The organism is Pseudomonas sp. R15(2017), from assembly GCF_002112685.1.
Classification (GTDB): Bacteria; Pseudomonadota; Gammaproteobacteria; order Pseudomonadales; family Pseudomonadaceae; genus Aquipseudomonas; species Aquipseudomonas glycinae.
The window spans coordinates 85,045-110,650 of sequence record NZ_NEII01000016.1 but is presented as its reverse complement, the minus strand read 5'-3'; the positions used below and the strand labels follow the sequence as shown (position 1 = coordinate 110,650).

Below are 25,606 nucleotides of genomic sequence, written 5' to 3'. Positions count from 1 at the left end.
CGAGTTGCCGGTGTCGACGACGATGCGCGTTTCCTTGCACCAGTCTTCGGAATCGTTGTCTGCAAAATCTCTGACGAAGAATGACACCGCCAGCCCTTCGTTCCCGGAGTCACCCGCCGCGAGGATGACGTCCTTGCCGATGTGGATCACGATAGGGTTCTTCAGTGGATCATTGATTTGCTCTTGAGTAACCGGATCCGACGGCACCATGTTGCCGCCCCAGCTCACCCAGATCACGTCGCCGACGGCGATGTCGGGGTAGGGCAGGCTGGAGCCGCTGCCGGGTTTGGCAGTTATCCGGATGTCCACGCCATTTTCGGCGGTGTCCTTGTCGACACCGTCCTGGACAATTTCCGACGGCCTGAACTCCATGTGCAGGTTGGAGTGACCCTGCCCGGGATCGGTGTCCTGGCCGGCGGGGATTTCCAGTTTGACCAAGAGTTTGAGCGGTGGCGTAAAAAGTTCTGGCGCCTGGTTGAAGCGCGTCACCCGATAGGCCAGATCCCACGTACCGCTCTGAAAACGGCCCGGTGCGACGAACAAGGTAGCGCGCTGGGTCAGTTCGGCATCCTGGGTAACGGTTTGCTGATCGACCACGAGGTTGTTGAGCAACAGCTCAACCTTGTCGGCCAGACTTTTGTTTGACCAGACCGGGATCTGCACTTTCATGCCCAGAGTAGGGAAGTTGAGCAGTGCGGCGGCGCGGTTGATGGCCCATTCTCCGTTCGGCAGCTGCTTGGCGCCGGGAAGGTCAGGGTCGAGCAGTGCGAGCGTGCCGATGGCTTTTTTTGGTTGGACGAGCATGGCGAGAACTCCTGCCGAAGGGTGTGGGCGATGGAGTGATTGAGCGACCAGACGGATGCTTTGGCTACTGTCAGATCTGACAGGGGGGAGAGGATTTTCGACGGACGGGCTCGCCTGGGAACTCGCTTTCAGTCATGCCGCCATAAAGCTGCAAGTGAAATGATAAAAACCCGCCGTCCCGATCAAACGGGACGGCAGGTTTTCTTTGATCAGGTTACAGAGGCGCCTCAGCCTTCAACTCCAGACTATCCAACACCCGATTCACCGCCAGTTCCCCCAGCATGATCAGTTGCGCGATCCCCAGCAGCACATGCCGATGCGAGCCATCCACCAGCCCGGCGAAGTCGGTAGCCATGATTTTGGCCGAGGTCAGGGTTTCACAGGCGTCGGCCAGCAATTCTTCGCTGTCGATGCCGAGGGCGATGAGGTAGCGGGTATTGGGTTTGAGCAGCGGTTTTCTGGGGAGCAGCGGATTGAGGTAGTGGTCGAGGGCGAGGTCGGGTCGGTTTCAGGCGGGTTTGGCGTTGGTTTGATCATGGTAAAACTCCCTGATTGATGGAGCTGCCACGGTTCGCTGCGAAACGAAGGGAGGTGACAGCTGTACGCGGGTTCGCAGACCGGGAATCAAGGAACCCGGCATACCCGAAGGTATCCCGCGCACAACCGTCATGACGCGATCAGCCAAAAAGCTGAACGGAAACGACGCTCTGGGCGCCTTGATTGATCCGGGCTGCGAAACCCGATCGCTGATTCGTCAGCGACCGACCCACGATAGAACCCGACCCCAAGGCCCACAAGCCGGCGGATTCTGGCGGATGCGTAGGCCATGGCGCAAGTTCGCGTGGCTTGTCGGACGCATCCTTAAACACCTTTAAACCCAAGCCCCGCCCCGCTCACGGCAGCAACAGATACCCCGCACTCACCGCCAACAGCAACGCCATCACCCGGTTGAACAAGCGCATCCCCGCCGGGTTGCCGAGATAACCGCGCAAGAACGTCCCGGCATACACCCAGCACCCGACCGACAGGTAACAGATCACCAGATACACCGCAGCAAACTGCCACACCAGCCGCGCTTCGCCGTCAGCGACAAACGCGCCCATCCCCGCCACACAAGCCAGCCAGGCCTTGGGGTTGAGCCACTGCATCACCGCGCCGTAGAGCATCGAAGGTGCCCTTCCCGCTTCTCCCGCACTCAACTGCCCGTCATCCATTGCCAGCTTCCAGGCCATGAACAGCAGAAACGCCACCCCGGCCAGTTGCACCACACGGGTCAGAGACGGCCACAGTTCCAGCACTTCATGCAGTCCCAGCCCCATCAACACCAGCAGCAACACAAACCCCAGCGTCGCCCCGGCCACATGCCGTTGGCTGGCGCGAAAACCGAACTGCGCCCCCGAGCTCAACGCCACGATATTCACCGGCCCCGGGGTAATGGACGCGGCCAGGGCAAACGCCGCCATCGACACAATCAGACTCATCGCACACCTGCTTCAAATCGAGGAACAAGGCGCTCACGGTAGCCGGCGCACCGCAGGCGGTATTGAAGGAAATTACCCCCGCTCGCGCAGACCCACTACGCTCTGGCTATGCGATCACTTTTGACCAGGAAGTCTGCCCTCGATGATTCTGATTCTGCTGCCCAGCGCCGATTACGACCCGACCGAAAGCAGCGTGCCCTGGCAGGCGATGCGTAACGCGGGCATCGAAGTTCGTTTTGCCACCCCGCAAGGTTTGCCCGCCCACGCCGACCCACGGTTGGTGAACATCGGTTTCGGCCTGTTGAATTCGATGTTGATGACACGCAAGGCCGATCTGGACAGTTACACGCAGATGATCGAGTCCGAAGCGTTCAGGCAGCCGCTGGCGTATGCCGATGTCGACACGAATCGATTCGATGGTCTGCTGATCCCCGGCGGGCATGCCAAAGGAATGCGCACGCTGTTGGAATCGACGCAGGCCCAGCAGATTGCCCTGCAATTTTTCAAAGCAGAAAAACCCGTGGCGGCGGTCTGTCATGGCGTGCTGTTGCTGGCGAGGACGCTCGACCCCGACACCGGGCGTTCGGCGTTGTTCGGGCGCAAGGTCACGGCGTTGCTCGCGGCCACCATGGAGTTGCCGGCGTGGCTGATGACAGCTGCGTGGCTGGGGCGCTACTACCGCACCTACAAGCAGACCGTCGAAGCGGAAGTTAAAACCGCGCTGGCCAGCAAATCCGACTTCATACGCGGGCCGCTGATCGCCAAACGCGATTGTGCGCAGAAACTGCAATCAGGATTTGTGGTGCGCGACGGCCAACTGCTGACGGCGCGCTGGCCCGGCGACTGCCATCGATTCGCCTCCGAGTGGGTGGCCATGTTGCAGCCACCCGAGCGCTGAATCCGCGTTTCAGTCCAGACGCGGCACGGTGAAGCGGAATTCGCTGCCCTGCCCCGGCTCACTCTCGGCAACGATCTGCCCGCCATGCGCCTCGACGATGCCCTGCGTGATGTACAGACCCAGCCCGGTGCCGGTCGGATTGCCTTCCTTCACCGTCCAGTAACGGTCGAATACGTGCGGCAAGTGATCCTTGGGAATGCCTTCGCCGCTGTCGCGCACCGTGAAAACGATGTCGTCACCGACCGATTTGGCATACACGTCGACCGTGCCCAGGCGCGGAGTGAACTTGATTGCGTTGCCGACCAGATTCGACAGCACCTGAAACAACCGCTCGGGGTCGGCATGAATGCTCAGGTCGGGATCAGCCTCGAACGAGATGCTGATGTCCTTGTCCAGCGCCAGCGGTGCGAGCAGCGATTGCGCCTCTTCGAACATCTGCGCGACATCGAGTTTCTGCGGCGCGATGGTGTAGCGCCCGGCATCGATTTTCGAGGTGTCGAGCAAGTCTTCCAGCAGCGTGTTCATGCGCCCGGCGGCTTGTTGCATGGTGTCGATCGCAGTCGAGATGCGCCGCGAAGTGTGCGGCCCGTCCGAGCTGAACGCCTTCTGCATCATGCCGCACAGCATCGAGATCACGGTCATCGGGTTGCGCAGATCGTGGGAAACCACCGCCACCAGTTCATCACGGGCGCGCACCGCTTCTTGCTCGCGGCGTACTTGGCGGGCCAGATCGTTTTCCAGGGCCGAGCGACGCAAGTCGTTGGCGGCGAACAGATCGCCGTGGCTCCACTTGGTGGAAATCCCGGCCATTTCGACCTTCCAGATTTCGAACGAGGTGCGCGGCCGCAGGCGCAAGCCGGCGTCGGAGTTTTCCAGGTCCAGCGGCTTGCGCGGGTCGCCGCTCCAGTTGATGTTCTCTTTGACTTCGGGGCGGAACCACAGCACGCCGTTGTCCACCGGTTTGGGCAGGCTCATGGCGAGCACGCCGCTGGCGACCTGCTGATAGTGCGCGGCCGGCGGGTAGACGCTGGCCAGGTGATGACTGGCAAACACCGGCTCACCACGCTCCTGCAACCATTTGTGCAGGGCCCGAATTTCTTCAGGCTCCGGGCAGTTGCCGTAACGGTGCAATTGCTTGTCTTCGATGATCGCGATGCCGCCGGCATTGGCCAGCGCCATCAGGACTTGTGGCTGGTTGGCCAGGCCATCGAAGACGTTCTGTGGCGAGTCGATCATCGCCTGATTGAGCAGCGCCAGCGCCTCGACCTTTTCTTCCCGTTGACGGCTGACATCCAGCGCTTCCATCGCGCTGATCTGCAACGACAGCACCTGGCCGATGGTTTGGCACGCGGTGCGCAATTCATGCGGTACATGCAGCGGCTGGCGATTGCCGCAACTGATCAGGCCCCAGAGCTTGTCGCCCTTGAGCAGGGAAATGCTCATCGAGGACAGCACGCCCATGTTTTTCATGTACTGGCAGTGGATCGGCGACACGCTGCGCAACGTGGCGAAGCTCAGGTCCAGCGGGGTCTGGGTGTCCGGGCGCAACTTGGGCACCAGCGGCACCGGTTGGTAGTCCGCGTTCGGAATGATCCGCAGCCAGTTGGTGCGGTACAGCTCGCGGGCTTGCTCGGGGATGTCGGAGGCCGGGAAAAACAGACCGTTGAAGACTTCCATCGACGGATCGGACGCTTCGGCGATGACCTGACCGTGGCCCTCCTCTTCGAAGCGATAAATCAGCACCCGGTCGTAACCGGTCATGGCCTGGATTTCCTTGACGCTGATGTCGTACAGCGCCTGCAGGCTCTGGGCCTTTTGCAGCCGCGCGAGCATCCGTCCCAGGTGGGTTTCGGTACCGGCGACGTTACGCGGCTGGAAGTTTTCGACGTGGATTTCCAGCTCCAGAATCAGCACATCCTGATGCCGGTGCACCAAGCCTTCGAACGCGGTGCCGTTGAGGCGAAAGTGCAGCGGCGGCGCATCGGACAAGGCCGATTGCTGCAAGGCTTCGCGAACCTGCGCGGCATGGGCATCGCCGATCAGGCTTTGCAGTGACTGGCCGATCAGCTCTTGCGCCGGGCGCGCGAGCAAGGTCTCGACGTTGGCGCTGATCTGAATGATCGAAAGGTCCGGCTCGCTCAGGGTCAGCAGCAAACCGTGCGGCTGGATCGCGCCGGGAAAGCGAATAGGCTCGTCGGCGCAGTTGGCCAGCAACTCTTCAAAGGCTTCTTTGTCTTGCGGGTTCATACCAGAACCTCCTGACTTTCGAGCCACTGCTCGAAACAACTGAATGTAGTGTGGGCCGCCGCCACGACCGCTTTACGCTCGTCGGCGTCCATCGGGCGGCTGCCCAGGTATTCGATGAAATCGCGCCAGCGCCGGCCGGTGGCAGCGCCGTAGATGTCCAGAAACGCTGCACCGTTATCCGCGCCAAGGCTCAGGCGTGTGGCGATTTCCCGGCGCAGGATCTGTCCGCCGAGGGTTGCGCCTTCCAGCACGTACAACACGCCCAGGCAGGCGGCGGCGGAATCGATGGCGGGCAACCGGCGGCAGATCGGAAAATCGCCACCATTTGCGCCCAGTGCTTGCAGATCGCGTTGCAGGGTCGGCGCCTTGAGGCGTGAAACCAGATCGAAATCGGCGGGAATCGCGTCGCTGTCCTGCAATGCGCTTTCCAGTGGCTGATAGAAGCCGTAATAGGCGCGCATCAATCGCTCGAAAGCGTGCAGATCAAGGGTATCGGAGAAGAAAGGAAGGCGTTTTTCCAGTGCAATGTGCAGTTCGGCCGTGCCGGCGCGCAAATCTTGCAACACCGGTGGTACATGAACCTCGCGGGCCTTTGCTTGCATGTAGTCGCTCGTACAGTGGGCCGCCTGGGGCCATGGGGGAATGGAGAAGCATGGCGCGAAAGCTTACACGGCAATGGTAGTTTCTGACCCGGTAGATGGGATTCTCTGATGAATTCATCAACCTGTGAAGGGTTAAGAGCTGACCGGACGGCAGAAAGTTCGAAGGAATTCACTGCCGATAGTCGCTGTACCGCGACTCTGGCGCCTGACTGTACGGTTCAGGGCCGCACACCCGCGTGATAAAAATAACGCTCCCGTCACCGGAGCCCGAGCCATGGATATCGCCACCCTCTCCCTGTTCCTGCCCGCCTGTTTCGCCCTGAACATGGCACCGGGGCCGAACAATCTGCTGTCGGTCAGCAACGCCACCCGTTACGGCTACCGGCGCGCCTGCGTGGCCGGGATCGGGCGATTGCTGGCGTTTGCCGGGATGATCGCTCTCGCGGCGGCGGGGCTGGCGGTGGTGCTGCAAACGTCCGAGCTGTTGTTCTATGGGATCAAGATTGTTGGCGCGGGGTATCTGTTGTATCTGGCGTGGCAGCTGTGGCGAGCCAATCCTGCCGCCGAAGACGCCATTGCGGCGCCGGCGAACGGGCTTCTGGCCCTGGCACGTCAGGAGTTTTTAGTGGCTGCGGGAAATCCCAAGGCAATCCTGATCTTCACCGCCTTCCTGCCGCAATTCGTCGACCCGAACCGCGCCATCACCCCGCAGTTCATGCTGCTGGGCGTGCTGTTCCTGCTGCTGGAATGGATCGCTATCAGCGCCTACGCGTACATGGGGCTGCACATGCGCCGCTGGTTCGCCGAGCCGCGCGGCAAACGGATTTTCAACCGTTGCTGCGCGGGGCTGCTGTCGGCAGCGGCTTCGGTGTTGCTGATGGCCAAGCGCGCCTAAGTTTCAGACGGGCCTTTGAGTTCGACCTGATTGCCGTCCGGGTCGAAGCAGTACAGCGACAGGCCGTAGCCCTCGGCGCCAAAACGGGTGGCGGCTTTTTCGACGGTCAGGCCGCAGGCTTGCAAATGACTGACCAGCGCCGCTTCATCGAACGGCTCGATGCGCAGACAGAAGTGATCGACATTGCGCCGTTCGCTGCCGGCAGCGGCGCCACCCTTGCGGCCGATTTCGCCGTCAAGGTCGACCAGATCGATCATCGACGTGCCGGCGCGCAGGTGCACCAGACCGAACTTTTCGTTGCGCTTGACCACTTCGGCGCCGAAGACCCGGTCGTAGAAATCAATACTGCGTTGCATATCGGCAACGCGCAGCACGATGTGATCGATGTGGTGAATCGTGAACGGTGGCATACCTTCATTTCCCGAGTTGTAGCGACCCGATCACTGTAGTGCAGCGGCCCGAAAATTCACTGTCGATTTTTCGGTGGAGCCATCGAATAACTGGTTTTATCCTCGGCCCATGAACATACAGACCGCTGCCCTGCCCCCTCACGCCGAAATGGTTCGCGCCATGCTCGCAAGCGACACTGCCTATGAAGGCGTGTTTTTCACGGCCGTGAAAACCACCGGGATCTTTTGCCGCCCGACCTGCACGGCGCGCAAGCCGAAACCGGAAAACGTCGAGTTCTTCGCCCATGCTGACGATTGCCTGTCCGCGGGTTACCGCGCCTGCTTGCGCTGTAAACCGCTGGACGCTGCGGCCATCGCCCCGGATTGGGTGCAGCAGCTGCTAAAAGCGGTAGACGCCGACCCGGAGCTGCGCTGGAGCGATGCGCAATTGCTCGCCGAAGGCATTGAACCGCTGAAGCTACGGCGCTGGTTCAAGCAGCATTTCGGCATGACCTTCCATGCGTGGCTGCGCACCCGCCGACTCGGCGTGGCGCTGGGCGGGATCAAGCAAGGCACGTCCATCGACCATGCCGCGTTCGACTCCGGTTATGAATCCCTCAGTGGTTTTCGCGATGCGTTTCAGAAGTCGTTCCACATCACGCCGGGGCGCGCAGCGGCCAGTGAACCGCTGCTGTTCACCCGCCTGACCACACCACTGGGTCCTATGATTGCCATGGCCGAGCGGCGCGGGCTGGTCTTGCTGGAGTTTCTCGATCGCCCGGCGCTGACCCGCGAAGTCGAGGAACTGCAGAACCGCTACGGCTACGTGGTCGCACCGGGGCAGAACGCGCATTTGCAGCAGATCGACAACGAGCTGGCGCTGTACTTCGCCGGCAAGCTGAGCGAATTCAGTGTGCCACTGCACCTGCCCGGCAGCGAGTTTGCCCGACAGGTCTGGGCCGAACTTCGGCAAATCCCTTACGGCCAAACCAGCACCTACGGCACCATCGCCGCACGCTTGGGCAAACCCGGCGCCAGCCGAGCAGTGGGGCTGGCCAACGGGCACAATCGGCTGTCGATCGTGGTGCCATGCCATCGGGTGATCGGTGCGGACGGCTCGCTGACCGGCTACGGTGGTGGGCAACCGCGCAAGGCGTTTCTGCTCCGGCTGGAGAACGCCGCCGTGCAGCTCACGCAACAACTGGCTTTCTGACAAATCGACACCCACGCCCCTCCCGGCTTTCAAATCAACGGATCACCGAAGTTGCAGATACCCGATCCCTACCAACCGGCCAGCGAGTTTCTGGCCAGCCTCGACGCCGACTGGCAGCGCCACATCGCTGCGGTCGGCCCCTGCCTGCATCAGCCGCATCCGGCGCGCGATCCGTATGAATCGCTGGTGCGGGCGATTGCCTATCAGCAACTGCACGCCAGGGCTGGCGATGCGATTGTCGGGCGGCTGGTGGGGTTGTTTCCCGGGCAGACGTTTCCGCGTCCGGAGCAGATTCTGGCGACGGACTTCGATCAATTGCGCGGTTGCGGGTTTTCAGCGGGCAAGATTGCGACGATTCAGGGGATTGCCCAGGCGACCCTCGACGGCGTGGTGCCGGATTACCCGACCGCGCTGGCGATGGAGGATGAGGCGCTGATCGAGCGGTTGGTCAGCCTGCGCGGGGTTGGGCGCTGGACGGTGGAGATGTTGCTGATCTATAGCCTGGAGCGGCCGGATATTCTGCCGGCCGACGATTTTGGAGTGCGCGAAGGGTATCGGCGGTTGAAGGGGCTGGAGGTGCAGCCGACGCGCAGGCAGATGATTGAGATCGGGTTGGCGTGGAGTCCGTTTCGCACCGTGGCGGCGTGGTATTTGTGGCGGGTAGCCAAGCCGTAGAACGCGTTTTCGTTCATCGCGAGCAGCACACTCACCCCATCTCTTCTAGGCTGAACCGCACCGACGAAAAACACCGGAGGCCACTCATGCACCTCGAAGGCTCCTGCCACTGCGGCGCGGTTTCATTCACCCTCGACAGCGCCCACCCCTACCCTTATCAGCGCTGCTACTGCTCGATCTGCCGCAAGACCCAAGGCGGTGGCGGCTATGCGATCAACCTCGGCGGCGACGCGGCCAGCCTCAAGGTGAGCGGGCGCAAACACATCACGATCTACCACGCGAAAATGAAAGACGAAGGCGATGCCCGCGCCCACCGCAGCAGCGCCGAACGGCACTTCTGCTCGTTGTGCGGCAGCGGACTGTGGCTGTTCAGCCCGGAATGGCCGGAGCTGATCCACCCGTTCGCCTCGGCCATCGACACGCCATTGCCGGTGCCGCCGGAACACACCCACCTGATGCTCGGCTCCAAGGCCTCGTGGGTCGAAGTGCAAGCGAGCGCCAAGGATCAGCAGTTCGAGGTCTACCCCGAAGAATCCATCGCCCAATGGCACGAACGGCTGAAACTGACCCGGTAGCTGCCCCCAGTCTTCGACAGATTGTTGATCGCGCTCAGAACAGCTCGCTGAACGGGATGAAACGCAGCGGATCCCCCATCTGCAAGGTGCTGTTCTCGGGGATTTCCACCAACCCGTCGGCCCAGGTCGCGCCGAGCAGAACCCCGGAACTCTGGTTCGGATACAGCGCCGCCTGCCCGCCCTCCAGGCGTACCCGCAGGTATTCGCGACGGCTGCCGGGTTTCGGCCAATCGAAGCCGGCGTTGACCGTGAAGCTCAGCGGCATCACCTCTTCCACGCCTTGAATGCGCAGCAGGTACGGGCGCGCCAGCAGGCCGAAGGTCACCAGCGCCGAGGTCGGATTGCCCGGCAGGCCGATCACCGGCACCGAGCCGAAATGCCCGACCGTCAGCGGTTTACCGGGCTTGATCGCGAGTTTCCACAGCAGCGGTTTGCCGTTGTCGCGCAGCACCTGGCCGAGGCAGTCGGCATCGCCGGCAGACACGCCGCCGGTGGTCAGAATCAGATCGGCCGCCACTTGCAGTTGCTCGAGTTTGAGCCGGGTCTGCGCCGGGCGATCGGGCAGAATCCCGGCGTCGATCACCTCGCAACCCAGTTCGCGCAACCAGTGGTCGAGCAAGGTGCGGTTGCTGTTGTAGATGCTGCCGGGACGCAGCGGCTGGCCAGGTTCCACCAGCTCATCACCGGTCGACAGCAACGCCACCCGCGGACGACGCACCACCGGCAAATGGGTCATGCCCTGCCCGGCGGCGACGGCCAGTTCGAACGGGCCGAGGCGTTTGCCGGCGCGCAGCAAGGTGTCGCCAACGCGGTTCTCCTGGCCCTGGGCGCGGATGTTCTGGCCGGCCTTAAGCGGTTGCAGGAAACGTACGCGGCCGTCTTCAAGCACCTCGACGTTTTCCTGCATCTCCACGCAATTGGCGCCGGGCGGCAACGGCGCACCCGTGAAAATCCGTGCGCAGGTGCCGGGCAGCAAGGCGTCCGGCGCCATCCCGGCGTAAACCCGCTGTGACACGCTCAACGGCTGGCGATGCAGGTCGGGGAGGTTCAAGGCATAACCGTCCATGGCGCTGTTCGGCCACGGCGGCAGATCGAGTGTGGCGACCAGATCGCTGGCCAGCACCCGCCCGCGCGCCTCATTGAGAAGCACCGCTTCGCTGTCCGGTAGACGTTGTTCATCGGCCATCGCCAACAGTTGGTCGAGGGCGTCCTCGACCGGCATCAACCCCGGCTTGCTCATCCGCGCGGCCCGCAGGCTTGCACCGATTTGAGGTGCGGGACGAAGTTGCACGGGCGATGACGGTTATCCAGTTGTTCGGCGAGGATGCCTTCCCATGCGGTGCGGCAAGCGCCGGTGGAGCCCGGCAGGCAGCACACCAGCGTGCCGTTGGACAAGCCCGCCAGCGCACGGCTTTGTACGGTCGAGGTGCCGATGTCGAGAATCGAGATGGCGCGGAACAGTTCGCCAAAACCGTCGATCTGCTTGTCCAGCAGGCAGGCCACGGCTTCCGGGGTGCTGTCGCGGCCGGTGAAACCGGTGCCGCCGGTGATCAGCACCACTTGAATGTTGTCGTCGGCGATCCACTGCGCGACCTGGGCGCGGATCTTGTACAGGTCGTCCTTGAGCAGGTTGCGCTCGCTCAGGGTGTGGCCGGCCTCCAGCAGACGGCTGACCAGCAACTGGCCGGAGGTGTCACTGGCGTAATCGCGGGTATCGCTGACCGTCAGCACGGCAATATTCAGGGGAACGAACAAGGCATCCGATTTCACACTCATGGCACTCTCCGGCCGTCGTCAATTCAATGGATGACGAGCCTAAGTGCCGCTTGTGACGACTGTCTAATCACTCTGGCCAACCACACTATCGACCTGCTCTATCGGTGATTTTTTTCAACCCCTCGACCGCTGTCCGGGCCAATAAAACCGGGGGTCATCGAAACCCTCGATAGGCTCGTAAACACTGCCGATTGGACGAAAAAAGCCCTCAGTGGGATCGTCGCTCCCTGCGCTTTCCGTGCGCCGTACGCATCTGCGTCAATACTCAATCAAAATTCTCAATCGAGCAGGTGCCGTCGTGGACATCAAACAACTCAAGTTTCTGATCGCGCTGGACGAAACCCGCCACTTCGGCCAGGCCGCCGCGCGCTGTCACATCACCCAGCCGACCCTGTCGATGCGCCTGCGCAATCTGGAAGACGAGCTGGATCTGGTGCTGGTCAATCGCGGCCAGCGCTTCGAAGGGTTCACCCAGGCCGGCGAGCGCGTCCTGGCCTGGGCCCGCACGTTGCTGGCTGCCCATGACGGGTTGTTTGCCGAAGCGGCGGCATGCCGCGGACAACTGGTGGGTAGCCTGCGCCTGGGGCTGGTGCCGCTGAGCAACTTCAATCCGGTGAATTACATTCAGGGTTTGTCAGGGATATTTCCCGAGCTGAAATACAGCCTGTCGTCGCTGAGTTCGGACGAGATCATCGAAGGTCTGGGTAACAATCAGCTGGACTTGGGCGTGTGTTATCTCGACCACGTCAACCCGAACTATTTCGAGTTCTTCGAGATTGGCGAAACCCGCGTCGGCCTGCTCTACGACACCCGCCACTTCCACTTCGAAGGCCCGGAAATGAGCTGGGAAGACGCCGCCGAACTGCCGCTGGGGATGATCACCACCGGCATGCACTACCGAAAATCCATCGACCTGAGTTTCCGCAGTCGCGGGTTGAATCCGCAGCCGATCCTGGAAAGCGACTCGACCTACCAACTGCTGCAGGCGATTCACCAGGGCTTCTGCTGCTCGATCATGCCGCTGGACAGCGGTCTGGAAGAGCCGATCGAGCACCTGGCTTTCATTAACCTGCCGGATGCCAGCGTACTCGCGCCGCTGGGGCTGGTGATGCGCAAGACCGAACCGCGCTCGGCGATTGCCGAGAAGTGTTTTGCCGAGGCGCGCAAGATGTTCGGGGTCGAGGCGCCTGCCGAATAAATGTGTTGAATGTCAGGCCGCCATCGCTGGCGAGCCAGCTCCCACAGTGATTGAGTTAGTCACAAATTCTGTGTTTGACACGAAACCTTGTGGGAGCTGGCTTGCCAGCGATGAGGCCTTATCAGTCAACACCTATTCTCGGCCTGAAAGCGGTGATCGACCAATCCAATCACTGCATCGGAACAAGCGATTGGACGCACTTTTCCCTGCCCCGTAGCCTGAACCCACTTCAGCGCTTCGTGGGACTTTCAAGATGCTGTGCCAAGTTGAACAACTCATCGAACCGGGCGACGCCAATGCCCCCGCGCCACAACCGGCGCAAGTGGCGTACCGCGAATACCTCGACGACACGCCGGTGTCCCACGCGGCGCTGGCGGCGGAAATCGCCCTGGCCATCAGCTACAACGGACTGAATCAGGCGGTGATGATGGTCTCGCCGGGCAACATCGAGGACTTCATTCGCGGCTTCAGCCTCAGCAACGCCATCGTCGACCGCCTCGACGATATTCACGACATCCGCCTGACCCATTTCGACCAGGCCTGCCAGGCCGACGTGCAGATTTCCAGTCGTGCATTCTGGGCTCTGAAAGATCATCGGCGGCAGATGGCGGGCACCAGCGGTTGCGGCCTCTGCGGTGTGGAAGCCCTTGAGCAGGCGCTGCCGCAACTGGAGATCCTCACCCCGACACCGTTGCCACCGGCCGCGCATTTCAACGGCATCCGCCAGCGCATCGAACAGGCCCAGCAACTGGCCCGCAGCAGCGGCGCCCTGCACGCGGCGCTGTACTTCGATGCGGACGGCCAAGCGCTGCTGTGCCGTGAAGACATCGGCCGCCACAACGCCCTCGACAAGCTGATCGGCGCCTTGCAGTTCGAAGGTCTCGATGCGCGTCAGGGCTTCGTCGTGGTCACCAGCCGTTGCAGCCTCGAACTGATTCACAAAGCCGTGCGCGCCCGCCTCGGCACCCTTGTCAGCCTGTCTGCCCCCACCGCGCTGACCGTGCGTTGGGCGCTCAAGCACCGCCTGAACCTGATCCACGTCCCGCACCGCAACGCCCCGCGAATCTACAGCCCGATCCAGGAGCCCACCGCATGAGCAACACCCTCACCCACCTCGACGATCAGGGCCGCGCCAACATGGTCGACGTCAGCGACAAAGCCGCGACCCGCCGCGAAGCCACCGCCCAGGCCTGGGTGCAGATGCGTCCGGAAACCCTGCAAATGATCCAGTCCAACGGCCACCCCAAGGGCGATGTGTTCGCCGTGGCGCGGATCGCCGGGATCCAGGCGGCCAAGCGCACCCACGAGCTGATTCCGCTGTGTCATGCGCTGCTGCTCAGTTCGATCCACGTCGAGCTCAAGGCCTGTGAACCGGACCGCGTGCAGATCACCAGCACCTGCCGCCTCACCGGCCAGACCGGCGTCGAACTCGAAGCCCTGACCGCCGCCAGCGTCGCCGCGCTGACTATCTACGACATGTGCAAGGCGGTGGACCGGGCGATGGTCATCGGCGACATCCGCCTGCTGAGCAAACAGGGCGGCCGCTCGGGCCACTTTCAATGGGAGAACCCGCAATGATTCTGATCAACTACTTCGCAAGCTACCGTGACCGGCTCAATCTGGGCGGTGAAAAGATTCCGGCCAGCGACACCCTCGCTTGTGTCGAAGATGTGCGGCAAATGCTGATGCAGCGCGGCGATGTCTGGCGTGAAGTGCTCGGCGCCGGCAACCTGATGTGCGCGGTGAATCAGGAGCTGTGCCAGCCGGATCAGGCAATCGAGGATTTCGACGAGATCGCGTTTTTCCCGCCGGTCACGGGGGGTTGAGGCATGGGTGTTCGAGTCCAGTGTAAAGGCTTCGATGCCGGTCAGTTGATTGCCGACCTGCATGCGCGCAATCCACGGGTGGGCGCGGTGGTGAATTTCATTGGTTATGTGCGGGATCTGAACGTCGGGCAGTCGGTGACCGAGCTGTTTCTGGAGCACTATCCGGGCATGACCGAGAAGGCTCTGGAGCAGATCGCCGAACAAGCTCGCGAGCGCTGGCCGTTGCTGGCGGTGGAGATTGTGCATCGGGTCGGTGCGCTGTCGGTGACCGAGCCGATCGTGTTTGTTGGCGTCAGCAGCAAGCATCGGCATGCGGCGTTCGAGGCCTGCGCGTTCATCATGGACGTGCTGAAGACCCGGGCGCCGTTCTGGAAACGTGAGACCACGCCGGAGGGTTCGCATTGGGTCGAGGCGCGGGAGAGTGATCAGAATGCGGCGTTTCGCTGGAGTCTGGCGCATGCCTGACCGGGTACTGTCGAATGCGACAAAAGCCTGATTAGATAGCAGCTCCCGCCGATTCGAACGTGGAGCCACACTTGAGCCAGACGCCAAAAGACTTGCCCCGTCCTCAACCCATCACCTTGCGCCAGGCCTGGCCCTTCTGGCTGAAACTCGGCTGCATCGGCTTCGGCGGCCCTGCCGGGCAGATCGCGATCATGCATCAGGAACTGGTGGAGCGCCGGCGCTGGATTTCCGAGCGGCGCTTCCTGCATGCGCTCAACTACTGCATGTTGCTACCCGGCCCCGAGGCCCAACAACTGGCGACTTACATCGGCTGGCTGCTGCATCGCACCCGTGGCGGCGTGCTGGCCGGGGCGTTGTTTGTGTTGCCTTCGCTGCTGATTCTGATCGCTCTGTCGTGGGTCTACATCGCGTTCGGTGACGTACCGGCGGTAGCCGGGGTGTTTTACGGAATCAAACCGGCGGTGACCGCGATTGTGTTGCACGCGGCCCATCGCATCGGTTCGCGAGCGTTGAAGAACAGTTGGTTATGGGCGATCGCCGGGGCAGCGTTCGTGGCGATTTTTGCCTTCAACCTGCCGTTCCCGCTGATCGTGCTCGGCGCAGCATTGATCGGCTATTTCGGCGGACGCTGGGCGCCGCAGCGCTTCAGCAACGGCGGCCATCGCGGCGGCGAAAAGTCCTTCGGCCCGGCGCTGATCGATGACGACACACCGCCGCCCGAGCATGCGCGGTTCCGATTGCCGAGGCTGCTGCGTCTGGTGCTGATCGGTGCGCTGCTGTGGTGCCTGCCGATGGCGTTGCTGACGGCGCTGTTCGGTTGGGGCGGCACCTTCACGCAGATGGGCTGGTTCTTCACCAAAGCGGCATTGCTCACCTTCGGCGGCGCTTACGCCGTGCTGCCTTACGTGTATCAGGGCGCGGTCGGGCATTACGGCTGGCTGACGCCAACGCAGATGATCGACGGTCTGGCCCTGGGCGAAACCACGCCGGGGCCGCTGATCATGGTCGTGGCGTTTGTCGGGTTCGTCGGCGCTTACGTGCAACCGACGTTCGCCGCGGAACACGCGTTCGCCGCCGGCGCGCTGGCCGCGACACTGGTGACCTGGTTCACCTTTCTGCCCTCATTTCTGTTCATCCTCGCCGGTGGGCCGTTGGTGGAGTCGACGCACAACGAATTGAAGTTCACTGCGCCACTGACCGCGATCACCGCAGCGGTGGTCGGGGTGATCCTCAATCTGGCGTGTTTCTTTGCTTACCACGTGTTCTGGCCCGCCGGTTTTACCGGTCAGCCCGATGTTTTCTCGATCGTGCTGGCCCTCATGGCCGCCCTCGCCCTGTTCTTTTTCAAGCGCGGGGTAATCGAGGTGTTGATCGTTTGCGCCCTCGTCGGGCTGGGGTTTTACCTGCTGCGCTGAACCGGGGGGCACGCCACCGCTCGCGGAATCAGGCGTTTACTTGTCCGGGGATTCCCCCTTACTATCCAGCCACACCGGCATGGCGGGACGCTCCCGCCGCCGACGTTTTCCGCCAACGGAAACACGCGTCATGAGCACGTCACTCCAACAATCAGAATCGTTGAACGTCTCTGCAATGTGCGCCCTCCTTCACAGGGGCCGCGCATGAATCGCATCGTCAATCTCCCCATGGCCCTGAGCCGTTCCAAGCTGCGTCACTCCGCACGCCCGCCGGATATCTGCCTGCCCGTCTGATCGCACCGATAAAAACCGCGACAGCTCCCCTTCTTTTTTCGATATCCCTGCCAGGACGCCCGCGCCTTTTGCCGCGCTGCGTCCGGCCCGAATCTGCGCGCCTGTGCGGCGCCATCGTGAGTGATTGATTATGAAATTCGCAGCCATTGAAGACGCCCGTCACTTTCTCGAACAGAACCCTGACATCGACATGATCGAGCTGTTCATCCTCGACGCCAACGGTGTGCCCCGCGGCAAGTTGTTGCACCGCGAAGAATTGCTCGCCGTGTACGAAAGCGGTCGACCGCTGCCAAGCACCATTCTCGGCCTGACCGTGCATGGCGAAGACGTGGAAAACTCCGGTCTGGTGTGGGACGTCGGCGATATCGACTGCCGCGCCTACCCACTGGAAGGCAGTCTGGTGCGCCTGCCGTGGCGGCAGATTCCGACCGCTGCGGTGCAGGTCAGCATGCACCCGGAACAAGGCATGCCGGCGAGCATTGCCGACCCGCGCCATCTGCTGATCAAGGTCATCGACCGCTTGAAAGCCGAGGGTTACCACCCGGTCATGGCCTGCGAGCTGGAGTTCTATCTGCTCGACGCCAAACGCGATCACAACGGCCGCCCGCAACCGGCGCTGGATGCCGACGGCGGTCGACCGCGACACACCCAGGTCTACGGTTTGCGTGAGCTGGAACAGATCGAACCGTTCCTCGCCGACCTTTACAGCGCCTGCAAACTGCACGGCATTCCGGCGCGCACGGCGATCTCGGAATATGCGCCGGGCCAGGTGGAAATCACCCTCGAACACGGCGATGCACTGGAGGCGATGGACCAGGCCGTGCGCTACAAACGCCTGGTAAAAGCCGTAGCGCACAAGCATGGGATGCAGGCGACGTTCATGGCCAAGCCGTTCGATCATCTGGCCGGCACCGGCATGCACATGCACGTCAGCCTCGCCGATGCCGAGGGACGCAATCTGTTTGCCTCCGAGGACCCGGCCGGCACCCCGCTGCTGCGCACGGCGATTGGCGGGATGCTCACCTCGTTGCTCGATTCGTTGCTGCTGTTCTGCCCGAACGCCAACTCCTACCGCCGTTTCCAGGCCAACAGCTACGCGCCACTGGCGCCGACCTGGGGCGTCGACAACCGCACCGTCAGCCTGCGCGTGCCCGGCGGCCCGGCCATCACCCGGCACATCGAACACCGCATCTGCGGCGCCGATGCCAACCCGTATCTGGCAGCGGCGGCGATCCTGGCGGGCATTCATCGCGGGATAAAAGACGACATCGATCCGGGTGAACCGGTGGAAGGCAACGGTTACGCGCAGGCGAAAGAGCTGCTGCCGACCGATTGGCTGACCTCGCTCACGGCGCTGGAAAACTCGGTGTGGGCGCGGGATGCGCTGGGGCAGGAATTCCTCGGGGTGTATCTGGCGGTGAAACGCGCGGAATACCGGCAGTTCATGGCCGAAGTGGGTGAGCAGGACTGGCGCTGGTACCTCACAGAGGCCTGAACATTCCCCGCAGTCCACTGTGGGAGCTGGCTTGCCAGCGATGAGGTCGGCACATTCAGCATCTCTGGTGACTGACACTCCGCCATCGCTGGCAAGCCAGCTCCCACAAGGACTGCACTTTGCTTCCCGAATTTTGTGTGGAACTAAAAATGACTCAACGCAGCAATTCCTACTACACCGCGACACTCAACCGCGACACTGACTACCCGACCCTGCAAGGCCGGCACCAGGTCGATGTAGTGATCATCGGCGGCGGTTTCACCGGCGTCGCCACCGCCGTCGAGCTGGCCGAAAAAGGCCTGAAAGTCGCCATCGTCGAAAGCCACAAGATCGGCTGGGGCGCCACCGGGCGCAATGGCGGGCAGGTCACCGGCAGCCTGTCCGGCGACGGCGCGATGCGCAAACAAATGCGCAACACCTTGGGCGACGAGGTCGATGACTTCATCTGGCACCTGCGCTGGCGTGGGCACGAAATCATCAAACAGCGCGTCGAGAAATACGCCATCGATTGCGACCTCAAGCACGGCCACCTGCACGCTGCCTACAAGCCGAGCCACATGGCCGGTTTGCGCAGCGATTACGACGAAGCCGTGCGGCGCGGCATGGGCGATGAAGTCAGCCTGCTCGACCGCAGCCAGGTGCGCGATCTGCTGCAAAGCGAGCTCTATCACGGCGCAATCAAGAACACCCGCAACATGCACCTGCACCCGCTCAACCTGTGCATCGGTGAAGCGCGGGCGGCAGAAAGCCTCGGCGCGCTGATCTTCGAAAACAGCGAAGTGCTGGAAATCATTCATGGCGACAGTCCCGGCGTGCGCACCGCCCACGGCCGGATCGACGCCAATCAGGTGCTGCTGGCCGGCGACGTTTACCACAAACTCGAACCGGGCCAGCTCAAGGGCAAAATCTTCCCGGCCATGGGCGGCATCGTCACCACCGAACCGCTGGGGGATCTGGCCAGACAGATCAACCCTGAAGACCTCGCCGTCTACGACTGCCGCTTCGTGCTCGACTACTACCGTCTCACCGCCGACGGCCGCCTGCTGTTCGGCGGCGGCGCCAACTACAGCGGCAAGGACTCACGGGACATCGCCGGCGAACTGCGGCCGTGCATCGAACAGACTTTCCCGGCGCTCAAAGGGGTTAAGATCGATTACCAGTGGAGCTGCGCGATGGGCATCGTCATCAACCGCATTCCGCAACTGGGCAAGCTCTCGGACAACGTCTGGTATTGCCAGGGCTACTCCGGCCACGGCATCGCCACGACCCACATCATGGGCGAAATCATGAGCCGGGCGATCACCGGGCAGATGCAGCAGTTCGACACGTTTGCCGCGTGCTCGCACATTCGCGTGCCGATGGGCGATCTGCTGGGGAATCCGATGCTGGCGGCCGGCATGTGGTACTACCAGATGCTGGAAAAACTGCGCTGATCGAACAGGCCCCATCGCCAGTGATGGGGTCTTTTTTGCCGCAAAACCTCAGTCGGGCAACTGCTCCACCTCAATCCCCAACCGCCGATAATCCTCGACACTCCCCGACGCCACATGCCGTTCGGTGATCAGCGTGTGCAAGCGTTCGCACGGCGCCACCACAAACGGTTCCACCGCGCCGAGCTTGTCCGCCGTGGTCACGGCAATCACCCGCGCCGCACAGTCGAGCAGCGCCTGTTTGACCGGCACCTCATCGAAATGCAGCGAGGTGATGCCCACCTCCGGATGAATCGCACAGACCCCGGTGATCGCCAGATCCGCCTTGATCCCCGACAACAGCCGCAGCGCCTCGTGACCGCCGGCGGCCATGGTTTTCGGATTGAGCTGCCCGCCCGCCAGAATCACTTTGACGCCCGGGTATTCCGACAACGCAATTGCCGTCATCGGTGACGCCGTGACCGCCGTGAGGCTGATGTCCCTGGGCAACGAGCGCGCCACCTGCAACGAGGTGGAACCGGAGTCGAACATCACCGTTTGCCCATTGCGCACCTGCTGCGCCGCCAATTGCGCCAGACGAATCTTCACCTCGTCGATCTCGTCCAGCCGGGTGAAGTAATCCTTGCCGGTGTCCTTGGGCCTCGGCAGCGCCCCGCCATGCACTCGCTGCACCAGTCCGGCGTTATCCAGCTCGGCCAGATCGCGGCGGATGGTGTCTTCGGACACCGCAAAATGCTGGCTCAACTCGGACGCCATGACCTTGCCGTCACGTTCGAGGATCAAAAGGATTTTCTGCCGGCGCAGGGAAGGAAGCTCGGATGCGGAATGATCGTGCATGGTTTTGCCTGTTTGTGCTTGTCGTTGCAGGTTTGGCGAGATTAGCCAAGCCGGTCGGTAAACACAACGCAGGTATCAATGGCTTCGATCATTGGAATCACGAAGCCGAATTTTTTCTTTTTACCCCACCCCGGCAGAATGGCCCCACTTTCAAAAGGACCAGGATGAATACCCCATGAACCTCAATTTCGCATTTGCCTGCATGGTCGTCGTATCGTTTGCCATCGCGCTCGGGCATGCCTGATCGAAATCAATGCTCGATCGGCGATCACTCCGCCAACACCCGCGCCTTGCGCACGAACAGCGCATGCACCTTGTCCCAGAAATTGCCGCCCAGCACGAAAAAGCTGCCGACGAACATCAAGTCGCCCAGCGCCTGCATCTGCCAGAGGTTGGGCCGTACGCCCGGGAAGAAGTTGTCGAAATACGGTTCCAGAAAGGACGACAGCAGCGGCAGGCAGAACATCACCACACCTATCTTGTGGCGCAGCGGGCTGACTTCAGCCACCGGAGTCGGAATCACGCCGGAGATATAGCGGCCAATCGTGCGCTTGAGTTCGGCGAACCCGGCCTTGCCCATGACCGCGATCACCAGCAGCAACAGCACTTTATTGCTGATGAACAGCACCCCGGTCAGCGCCGCGACTTTCGAGCCCGGCACGTCGAGGGCGGCGGCAATCGGCACCATCAGCCACGAACCGAGCATCAGGCAGATGATTGCCACGCCGACCTTGAAACGCCAGCTGGCGCTGGTGGGGGCAAGCGGTTCTTGAGCAGTGTCCATGGCTTCCTACCTTTTCGTCGGGGGCGGTTCAGGGGAGTTCGCCTGAAAAAGCGTAGCAGTTGATTGCTTCGATCAACCGGCAATCTGCGGTCTATGCTCCAGTGACATTTCCCGCTGGGGCCTCCCGGTATGCCTGCAACGCCAGCCCTGCTGATCCGTCCCGGCCACCTGCTGCTGCTCGGTGCGCTGAGCCTTGGCGGCTGCCTGCGGCTGGGCCCGGATTTCCAGCCGCCGGCCGAGGCCTGGAGCAAGCAGTGGCAAAGTCCGGCGCTCGAGCAGGCCAGCGAACGCGGCACCGTGCCGGATCTGCGCCAGTGGTGGCAGGTGTTTGCCGATCCGGTGCTCGACCGCTTGATCAGCGACGCCGAAGCCCGCAACAGCAGCCTGAAGATCGCCGGCCTGCGGGTCCTCGAAGCCCGCGCGCAACTGGGCATCGCCGACAGCGGGCGCTACCCGCAACTGCAACAGGCCAGCGCCGACAGCCTGTACATCGACCGCCACCAGTCCGGCGGCAGCAATCCGCAGGACTTGCACTTCTGGCAACACAGCGCCGCGTTCGATGTCGGCTGGGAACTGGATTTCTGGGGGCGCTTCAGCCGCGCCATCGAATCCGCCGACGCCAGCTACTTCGCCGCCCAGGCCAACTACGAAGACGCCCTCGTTCTTTTACGCGCTCAAGTGGCCGACACCTACTTTGCCCTGCGCACCATAGAAGCCCGGCTGCGGGTCGCCCGGGAAAACGCCGCCCAGCAAAAGCGCAACTTCGAGATCACCGAAAAACTCTTTCGCAGCGGCCAGACCGCCGAACTCGATCTGCAACAGGCCAGAACCCAGTACCTCGGCACCCTGAGCAGCATTCCGGCGTTCGAAGACCAATTGCTGCGTACCCGCAATGCGCTGGCGGTGCTGGTCGGCCAGCCGCCCGGCGGCGCGACGTTTCTGGCGGAACAACCGGGGCTGATTCCGCTGGTGGATCGCGCCGTGTTGCAGGATGTCCCGGCCAACCTGCTGCTGCGCCGTCCCGATGTGCGCGCGGCGGAACTGAACGTGGCCGCGCAATCGGCGCTGGTCGGCGTGGCGGAAACCGATCTGTATCCCTCGCTCACCCTGCTGGGCAGCATTGTCTGGTCCAGCGACACCCTCGGCGTCACCCCGCGCAGCCTCGACCTGATCGGCGGCCCGAGCCTGCGCTGGAATCTGTTCGACTACGGCCGCATCCACAACAACATCCGCGTGCAGGACGCGCGGTTGCAGCAACTGATCGAGACCTATCGCGACAAAGTCCGCCAGGCTGCCCGCGAGGCCGACGACGCCGCCAGCGGCCTGACCAAAGCGCTGGAACGCGAGCGCATTCTCGGCGAGGCCGAAGGCGCGGCGCGACGTTCGCTGGTGCTGGCCAACACTCAATATCGCGAAGGCTATTCAGACTTTCAGCGGGTGCTCGATGCCCAGCGCGCATTGCTGGAGCTACAGGACAACTATCTGGTCAGCCGCAGCAACGCCGTGAGCAATCTGATCGCTTTGTACCGCGCGGTCGGTGGTGGCTGGCAAAGCGCCGGACCGCAGATTGATTCAGCGACCCGACAGCAGATGCAGCAACGCACCGACTGGGGCGATCTGCTGAGCGCCCCGCCGCCCCAACCGACCTATCCGATTCCCTCGCAGGTAGACCGCCATGAGTGATGAAGCGCCGCCGGATCCGGCGAAAAAAGGCATCCGCTGGGTGCTGCTGGTGATTGTGCTGAGCCTGGTCTGGTATCTGCTGGCCGACCGTTTTACGCCCTACACCCAACAGGCGCGGGTCGGCGCATTTGTGATCCCGGTGGCGGCGGAAGTCGCGGGCCGGGTGATCAAGGTCAACGTGCGCAACAATCAGGACGTGCAGGCCGGCGACATCCTCTTCGAGCTCGATCCGCAGCCGCTGCAGATCGCCGTCGACCGGGCCCGCGCCGATCTGGAAAACACCCGGCGCACGGTCGGCGCCAGCACCGCCGGCATCGCGTCGGCTCAGGCATCGTTGCGTGCGGCGCAAGCCAATGAACTCAAAACGCGTCAGGACAATCGACGGCTGGAAGGCTTGTACAAAGAAGACCCAGGCACGGTGTCCGTACGGCTGCTGGAAGTGTCCCGGGCCAATCACGAGGCCGCCGTCAGCCAGGTCGCCGCCGCCCGGGCCGAAGTGCTGCGCGCCCAGGAGCAGGAAGGCGGCAACACCGACACCAACGCCAAACTGCTCAGCGCCGCCGCCACGCTAGCCAAGGCCGAACTCGATCTGGCCAACACCCGCATCGGCGCGCGTTCGGCGGGTCTGATCACCGACCTGCGCACCGATGTCGGCCAGTTCGCCGCTGCCGGCAGTCCGGTGATGACGCTGATCACGATCCAGGACGTGTGGGTCAGCGCCGACCTTACCGAGAACAACCTCGGCCGGATCAAGCCCGGCACACCGGTGTCGATCATCCTCGACGCCCTGCCCGGCGAAGTGCTCGACGGCCGGGTGCGCAGCGTCGGTTACGGTGTCAGCGTCGGCCAGACGCCGCCGCCCGGCACACTGCCGACGATCCAGAACAGCCGCGACTGGCTGCGTCCGGCCCAGCGCTTTCCGGTGATCATCGAGTTCAGCGAAGAGGCGAAAAAGCGTCTGTTCGAGAGTCGGTCGATTCGCGCCGGTGGGCAGGCGGAAGTCATGGCGTTTCCGAGCGAGGGCAATCTGCTCAATCCACTCGGGCGGATGTTTGTCTGGTTGATGAGTTGGCTGTCGTATGCCTATTGAACGCAGCGTTCCGGCGCAACGGGCCTTGCGCCTGGCTTGCGGCACGGCGTTGTGCACAGCCGCCAGTTACGGCCTCGCTCTTCCGCTGTCGTTTCTATCGCCGGTGTTAGCGGTGTTGCTGCTGGCCAGCATGCCTCGACCGTTGCCGGTGAAAATGGCGCTGGTGCTGACGTTGGTCGCCGCATTCACCACCAGTCTCGGGCTGTTGCTGGTGCCGTTGCTGCGTTATTACCCGGTATGCGGCGTGCTGCTGATCGGTGTCGGGCTGTTTCTGGTGTTCACCTACGGCTTGCGCGGCGGCAACGTGCTGATCATGACGTTTCTGGTGATCGGCATGACCATGATCTCCGCCGCCGGTTTCGCCTCATTCGAGCTGGCGATGGCGGTGATCGGCGCGCTGGTCAAAGGCCTGTTGCTGGCCGTCGTCATCGTCGGCCTGAGCCACGTCCTGTTCCCGGAACCGGCCAACAGCCCCGCGCCCCCCCCCGCTCCCGCCCTGCCCGCCGAAGACGTGCCCCGCGTAGCAATGCGCGCAACATTGATCGTGCTGCCGACCTTCCTGCTGGTGCTGATCGACCCGGCCAGCTACCTGCCGATCATCCTCAAAGCCGTCAGCCTCGGCCAGCAAAGCACCACCACCCGCACCCACCACGCCGGGCGCGAACTGCTCGGCTCGACCTTGCTCGGCGGACTGCTGGCGGTGCTGTTCTGGTGCGCGTTGAGCCTGTTCGTGCACCTGTGGATGTTCTTTCTGTGGATGCTGCTGTTCGGGCTGTTCGTGGCGCGCAAACTCTATCGGCTGCACCCGACGCAACTCACGCCGGGGTTCTGGCTCAACACCCTGATCACCATGATCATCCTGCTCGGCCAGTCCGTTGAGGACAGCGCCGCGGGCAAGGACGTCTACACCGCGTTCGCGGTGCGCATGGGCTTGTTCATTCTGGTGACGCTCTACAGCGGCGTGATGATGCACCTGCTCGTCGCGCACCGGGAAAGCCGTCAGGGCGTGACCTGATAACCCCGCCCTTGCAGGCAACCGGTGTAGGCGCTTGAACTGGCTGAAGCATCGGTCCGGCGCTGCTCGCGCCGATCCTGCCGCTGCCGCGCACCGCCAACCACCGCACCCGCCGCTGCCGTCTCTTTGGCTCGGTTCTGGCGGTAATCCTGCTTGCGGTCATCATCCACGGCTTCGTAAAACTCGTCGTGTTGACGGCCGCGCACTTCGGCGGCGGTGGCGCCGGCAGCGGCTCCCACTGCGGCGCCCTTCAACCGACCGCCGGCCTGGGGTGTCGACGTGGTTGAGGTGGACGCGATGGAATGGCAGTCGTTGATGTCGATCTGGGTTTGTTGAGTGGTCTGGCCCTTGAGCGGGACGACGGATTCAGCGCTGGCCTGTGTGGCCCACAGGCACGCTGCGATGAACAGTGAATGGCGGAACATGATGACCTCCGACGCGGCGGGGTTGCCTGTGGGGCGGGGTAATCTGGGAGTGTAGTTAACGACCAATTCAGCAACGCTGAGCGAGTGATGGCCA

Annotated in this window: 25 protein-coding genes and 2 pseudogenes; 16 read left to right on the top strand and 11 right to left on the bottom strand. The window is 62.8% G+C overall.

What is annotated here, in order from left to right; all coding sequences use genetic code 11:
• The 3 genes and pseudogenes from CAF77_RS26840 to CAF77_RS26830 form a co-directional block, all read right to left on the bottom strand.
• Positions 1-804, bottom strand: a pseudogene (locus CAF77_RS26840) (hypothetical protein); the annotation flags it as partial.
• Between the two features lie 214 nt (positions 805-1,018).
• Positions 1,019-1,341 (bottom strand): annotated as a pseudogene (locus CAF77_RS26835) (DUF6124 family protein).
• Between the two features lie 356 nt (positions 1,342-1,697).
• Positions 1,698-2,285 (bottom strand): LysE family translocator, encoded by a 588-nt coding sequence (locus tag CAF77_RS26830; RefSeq protein WP_064382305.1) that lies wholly within the window; start codon positions 2,283-2,285, stop codon positions 1,698-1,700.
• Between the two features lie 142 nt (positions 2,286-2,427).
• Here CAF77_RS26830 and CAF77_RS26825 point away from each other — a divergent pair, with 142 nt between their 5' ends.
• On the top strand, positions 2,428-3,183 hold the full coding sequence (locus tag CAF77_RS26825) for a type 1 glutamine amidotransferase domain-containing protein (RefSeq protein ID WP_085655801.1): 756 nt from the start codon (positions 2,428-2,430) through the stop codon (positions 3,181-3,183).
• A 9-nt stretch (positions 3,184-3,192) separates the two neighbouring features.
• Here the strand turns inward: CAF77_RS26825 and CAF77_RS26820 are convergent, their stop codons facing one another.
• Complete coding sequence (locus CAF77_RS26820) at positions 3,193-5,430, bottom strand: ATP-binding protein (protein ID WP_085655800.1); 2,238 nt, start codon at positions 5,428-5,430, stop codon at positions 3,193-3,195.
• Positions 5,427-6,032 (bottom strand): biliverdin-producing heme oxygenase, encoded by a 606-nt coding sequence (locus CAF77_RS26815; protein ID WP_064382308.1) that lies wholly within the window; start codon positions 6,030-6,032, stop codon positions 5,427-5,429. The genes CAF77_RS26820 and CAF77_RS26815 overlap by 4 nt, the downstream gene beginning before the upstream one ends.
• A gap of 274 nt (positions 6,033-6,306) precedes the next feature.
• Between CAF77_RS26815 and CAF77_RS26810 the strand changes: the two genes are divergently transcribed.
• Positions 6,307-6,927, top strand: coding sequence for a LysE family translocator (locus CAF77_RS26810; RefSeq protein ID WP_085655799.1), 621 nt, complete (start codon positions 6,307-6,309; stop codon positions 6,925-6,927).
• On the opposite strand, the gene CAF77_RS26805 is transcribed toward CAF77_RS26810, so the two are convergent.
• A complete protein-coding gene (locus CAF77_RS26805; RefSeq protein WP_085655798.1) occupies positions 6,924-7,337 on the bottom strand; it encodes a VOC family protein in 414 nt (137 codons plus the stop codon). The two genes, CAF77_RS26810 and CAF77_RS26805, sit on opposite strands and share 4 nt — an antisense overlap.
• A 109-nt stretch (positions 7,338-7,446) precedes the next feature.
• On the opposite strand from CAF77_RS26805, the gene CAF77_RS26800 reads away from it, so the two are divergent.
• From CAF77_RS26800 to CAF77_RS26790, 3 genes are all read left to right on the top strand, one after another.
• Positions 7,447-8,529, top strand: a complete 1,083-nt coding sequence (locus CAF77_RS26800) for a bifunctional transcriptional activator/DNA repair enzyme AdaA (protein WP_085655797.1) — start codon at positions 7,447-7,449, stop codon at positions 8,527-8,529.
• A 57-nt stretch (positions 8,530-8,586) separates the two neighbouring features.
• Complete coding sequence (locus CAF77_RS26795) at positions 8,587-9,204, top strand: DNA-3-methyladenine glycosylase (RefSeq protein ID WP_085655803.1); 618 nt, start codon at positions 8,587-8,589, stop codon at positions 9,202-9,204.
• 86 nt (positions 9,205-9,290) lie between these two features.
• A complete protein-coding gene (locus CAF77_RS26790; protein ID WP_064382312.1) occupies positions 9,291-9,779 on the top strand; it encodes a GFA family protein in 489 nt (162 codons plus the stop codon).
• A 34-nt stretch (positions 9,780-9,813) separates the two neighbouring features.
• Here the strand turns inward: CAF77_RS26790 and glp are convergent, their stop codons facing one another.
• Positions 9,814-11,019 carry a gephyrin-like molybdotransferase Glp gene (gene glp / locus CAF77_RS26785; RefSeq protein ID WP_064382313.1) on the bottom strand — a complete coding sequence of 402 codons (1,206 nt, stop codon included), beginning with the start codon at positions 11,017-11,019 and terminating at the stop codon, positions 9,814-9,816.
• Positions 11,016-11,555, bottom strand: a complete 540-nt coding sequence (gene moaB, locus CAF77_RS26780) for a molybdenum cofactor biosynthesis protein B (protein WP_064382314.1) — start codon at positions 11,553-11,555, stop codon at positions 11,016-11,018. Before moaB ends, glp begins: the two co-directional genes overlap by 4 nt.
• Before the next feature lie 298 nt (positions 11,556-11,853).
• On the opposite strand from moaB, the gene CAF77_RS26775 reads away from it, so the two are divergent.
• The 8 genes from CAF77_RS26775 to CAF77_RS26740 all read left to right on the top strand — a co-directional run bounded on the left by CAF77_RS26775 (position 11,854) and on the right by CAF77_RS26740 (position 19,681).
• Complete coding sequence (locus CAF77_RS26775; RefSeq protein ID WP_064382315.1) at positions 11,854-12,753, top strand: LysR family transcriptional regulator; 900 nt, start codon at positions 11,854-11,856, stop codon at positions 12,751-12,753.
• 253 nt (positions 12,754-13,006) lie between these two features.
• Positions 13,007-13,849: a formate dehydrogenase accessory sulfurtransferase FdhD gene (fdhD, locus tag CAF77_RS26770; RefSeq protein ID WP_064382316.1), complete on the top strand. Its 843-nt coding sequence runs from the start codon at positions 13,007-13,009 to the stop codon at positions 13,847-13,849.
• On the top strand, positions 13,846-14,331 hold the full coding sequence (gene moaC, locus CAF77_RS26765) for a cyclic pyranopterin monophosphate synthase MoaC (RefSeq protein ID WP_039770876.1): 486 nt from the start codon (positions 13,846-13,848) through the stop codon (positions 14,329-14,331). Before fdhD ends, moaC begins: the two co-directional genes overlap by 4 nt.
• On the top strand, positions 14,328-14,579 hold the full coding sequence (locus tag CAF77_RS26760; RefSeq protein ID WP_007957033.1) for a MoaD/ThiS family protein: 252 nt from the start codon (positions 14,328-14,330) through the stop codon (positions 14,577-14,579). Before moaC ends, CAF77_RS26760 begins: the two co-directional genes overlap by 4 nt.
• Positions 14,580-14,582: 3 nt before the next feature.
• Positions 14,583-15,044 (top strand): molybdopterin synthase catalytic subunit MoaE, encoded by a 462-nt coding sequence (gene moaE, locus CAF77_RS26755; protein WP_064382317.1) that lies wholly within the window; start codon positions 14,583-14,585, stop codon positions 15,042-15,044.
• A gap of 71 nt (positions 15,045-15,115) precedes the next feature.
• Positions 15,116-16,459 (top strand): chromate efflux transporter, encoded by a 1,344-nt coding sequence (gene chrA, locus CAF77_RS26750; protein ID WP_064382318.1) that lies wholly within the window; start codon positions 15,116-15,118, stop codon positions 16,457-16,459.
• Positions 16,460-16,883: 424 nt separating this feature from the next.
• Entirely contained in the window at positions 16,884-18,248 is a 1,365-nt protein-coding gene (locus CAF77_RS26745; protein WP_085655796.1) for a glutamine synthetase family protein, read from the top strand.
• A gap of 149 nt (positions 18,249-18,397) precedes the next feature.
• The gene (locus CAF77_RS26740) at positions 18,398-19,681 is read left to right on the top strand and encodes an FAD-binding oxidoreductase (RefSeq protein ID WP_085655795.1); all 1,284 of its coding nucleotides are present in this window, start codon (positions 18,398-18,400) and stop codon (positions 19,679-19,681) included.
• Positions 19,682-19,729: 48 nt separating this feature from the next.
• On the opposite strand, the gene CAF77_RS26735 is transcribed toward CAF77_RS26740, so the two are convergent.
• Both CAF77_RS26735 and CAF77_RS26730 read right to left on the bottom strand, forming a co-directional pair.
• Positions 19,730-20,515, bottom strand: a complete 786-nt coding sequence (locus CAF77_RS26735) for a DeoR/GlpR family DNA-binding transcription regulator (RefSeq protein ID WP_085655794.1) — start codon at positions 20,513-20,515, stop codon at positions 19,730-19,732.
• A 268-nt stretch (positions 20,516-20,783) separates the two neighbouring features.
• Positions 20,784-21,299, bottom strand: coding sequence for a transporter suffix domain-containing protein (locus tag CAF77_RS26730; protein WP_064382322.1), 516 nt, complete (start codon positions 21,297-21,299; stop codon positions 20,784-20,786).
• Positions 21,300-21,428: 129 nt separating this feature from the next.
• On the opposite strand from CAF77_RS26730, the gene CAF77_RS26725 reads away from it, so the two are divergent.
• From CAF77_RS26725 to CAF77_RS26715, 3 genes are read left to right on the top strand one after another with little or no spacing between them, the layout of a single operon-like run.
• A complete protein-coding gene (locus CAF77_RS26725; RefSeq protein ID WP_139831653.1) occupies positions 21,429-22,982 on the top strand; it encodes an efflux transporter outer membrane subunit in 1,554 nt (517 codons plus the stop codon).
• Entirely contained in the window at positions 22,975-24,072 is a 1,098-nt protein-coding gene (locus tag CAF77_RS26720) for an HlyD family secretion protein (protein WP_085648886.1), read from the top strand. Before CAF77_RS26725 ends, CAF77_RS26720 begins: the two co-directional genes overlap by 8 nt.
• Positions 24,062-25,087 (top strand): DUF2955 domain-containing protein, encoded by a 1,026-nt coding sequence (locus tag CAF77_RS26715; protein ID WP_085713969.1) that lies wholly within the window; start codon positions 24,062-24,064, stop codon positions 25,085-25,087. Before CAF77_RS26720 ends, CAF77_RS26715 begins: the two co-directional genes overlap by 11 nt.
• Here the strand turns inward: CAF77_RS26715 and CAF77_RS26710 are convergent.
• Positions 25,072-25,512, bottom strand: coding sequence for a YMGG-like glycine zipper-containing protein (locus CAF77_RS26710; RefSeq protein WP_085655707.1), 441 nt, complete (start codon positions 25,510-25,512; stop codon positions 25,072-25,074). The genes CAF77_RS26715 and CAF77_RS26710 overlap by 16 nt on opposite strands.
• Positions 25,513-25,606: the final 94 nt, after the last annotated feature.

What these genes read in the sequence shown, in the direction of transcription:
- CAF77_RS26830 (WP_064382305.1), bottom strand. Translation starts at nt 2,285, where the DNA reads ATGAGTCTGATTGTGTCGATGGCGGCGTTTGCCCTGGCCGCGTCCATT.
- CAF77_RS26825 (WP_085655801.1), top strand. Translation starts at nt 2,428, where the DNA reads ATGATTCTGATTCTGCTGCCCAGCGCCGATTACGACCCGACCGAAAGC.
- CAF77_RS26820 (WP_085655800.1), bottom strand. Translation starts at nt 5,430, where the DNA reads ATGAACCCGCAAGACAAAGAAGCCTTTGAAGAGTTGCTGGCCAACTGC.
- CAF77_RS26815 (WP_064382308.1), bottom strand. Translation starts at nt 6,032, where the DNA reads ATGCAAGCAAAGGCCCGCGAGGTTCATGTACCACCGGTGTTGCAAGAT.
- CAF77_RS26810 (WP_085655799.1), top strand. Translation starts at nt 6,307, where the DNA reads ATGGATATCGCCACCCTCTCCCTGTTCCTGCCCGCCTGTTTCGCCCTG.
- CAF77_RS26805 (WP_085655798.1), bottom strand. Translation starts at nt 7,337, where the DNA reads ATGCCACCGTTCACGATTCACCACATCGATCACATCGTGCTGCGCGTT.
- CAF77_RS26800 (WP_085655797.1), top strand. Translation starts at nt 7,447, where the DNA reads ATGAACATACAGACCGCTGCCCTGCCCCCTCACGCCGAAATGGTTCGC.
- CAF77_RS26790 (WP_064382312.1), top strand. Translation starts at nt 9,291, where the DNA reads ATGCACCTCGAAGGCTCCTGCCACTGCGGCGCGGTTTCATTCACCCTC.
- glp (WP_064382313.1), bottom strand. Translation starts at nt 11,019, where the DNA reads ATGAGCAAGCCGGGGTTGATGCCGGTCGAGGACGCCCTCGACCAACTG.
- moaB (WP_064382314.1), bottom strand. Translation starts at nt 11,555, where the DNA reads ATGAGTGTGAAATCGGATGCCTTGTTCGTTCCCCTGAATATTGCCGTG.
- fdhD (WP_064382316.1), top strand. Translation starts at nt 13,007, where the DNA reads ATGCTGTGCCAAGTTGAACAACTCATCGAACCGGGCGACGCCAATGCC.
- moaC (WP_039770876.1), top strand. Translation starts at nt 13,846, where the DNA reads ATGAGCAACACCCTCACCCACCTCGACGATCAGGGCCGCGCCAACATG.
- CAF77_RS26760 (WP_007957033.1), top strand. Translation starts at nt 14,328, where the DNA reads ATGATTCTGATCAACTACTTCGCAAGCTACCGTGACCGGCTCAATCTG.
- moaE (WP_064382317.1), top strand. Translation starts at nt 14,583, where the DNA reads ATGGGTGTTCGAGTCCAGTGTAAAGGCTTCGATGCCGGTCAGTTGATT.
- CAF77_RS26745 (WP_085655796.1), top strand. Translation starts at nt 16,884, where the DNA reads ATGAAATTCGCAGCCATTGAAGACGCCCGTCACTTTCTCGAACAGAAC.
- CAF77_RS26740 (WP_085655795.1), top strand. Translation starts at nt 18,398, where the DNA reads ATGACTCAACGCAGCAATTCCTACTACACCGCGACACTCAACCGCGAC.
- CAF77_RS26735 (WP_085655794.1), bottom strand. Translation starts at nt 20,515, where the DNA reads ATGCACGATCATTCCGCATCCGAGCTTCCTTCCCTGCGCCGGCAGAAA.
- CAF77_RS26730 (WP_064382322.1), bottom strand. Translation starts at nt 21,299, where the DNA reads ATGGACACTGCTCAAGAACCGCTTGCCCCCACCAGCGCCAGCTGGCGT.
- CAF77_RS26725 (WP_139831653.1), top strand. Translation starts at nt 21,429, where the DNA reads ATGCCTGCAACGCCAGCCCTGCTGATCCGTCCCGGCCACCTGCTGCTG.
- CAF77_RS26720 (WP_085648886.1), top strand. Translation starts at nt 22,975, where the DNA reads ATGAGTGATGAAGCGCCGCCGGATCCGGCGAAAAAAGGCATCCGCTGG.
- CAF77_RS26715 (WP_085713969.1), top strand. Translation starts at nt 24,062, where the DNA reads ATGCCTATTGAACGCAGCGTTCCGGCGCAACGGGCCTTGCGCCTGGCT.
- CAF77_RS26710 (WP_085655707.1), bottom strand. Translation starts at nt 25,512, where the DNA reads ATGTTCCGCCATTCACTGTTCATCGCAGCGTGCCTGTGGGCCACACAG.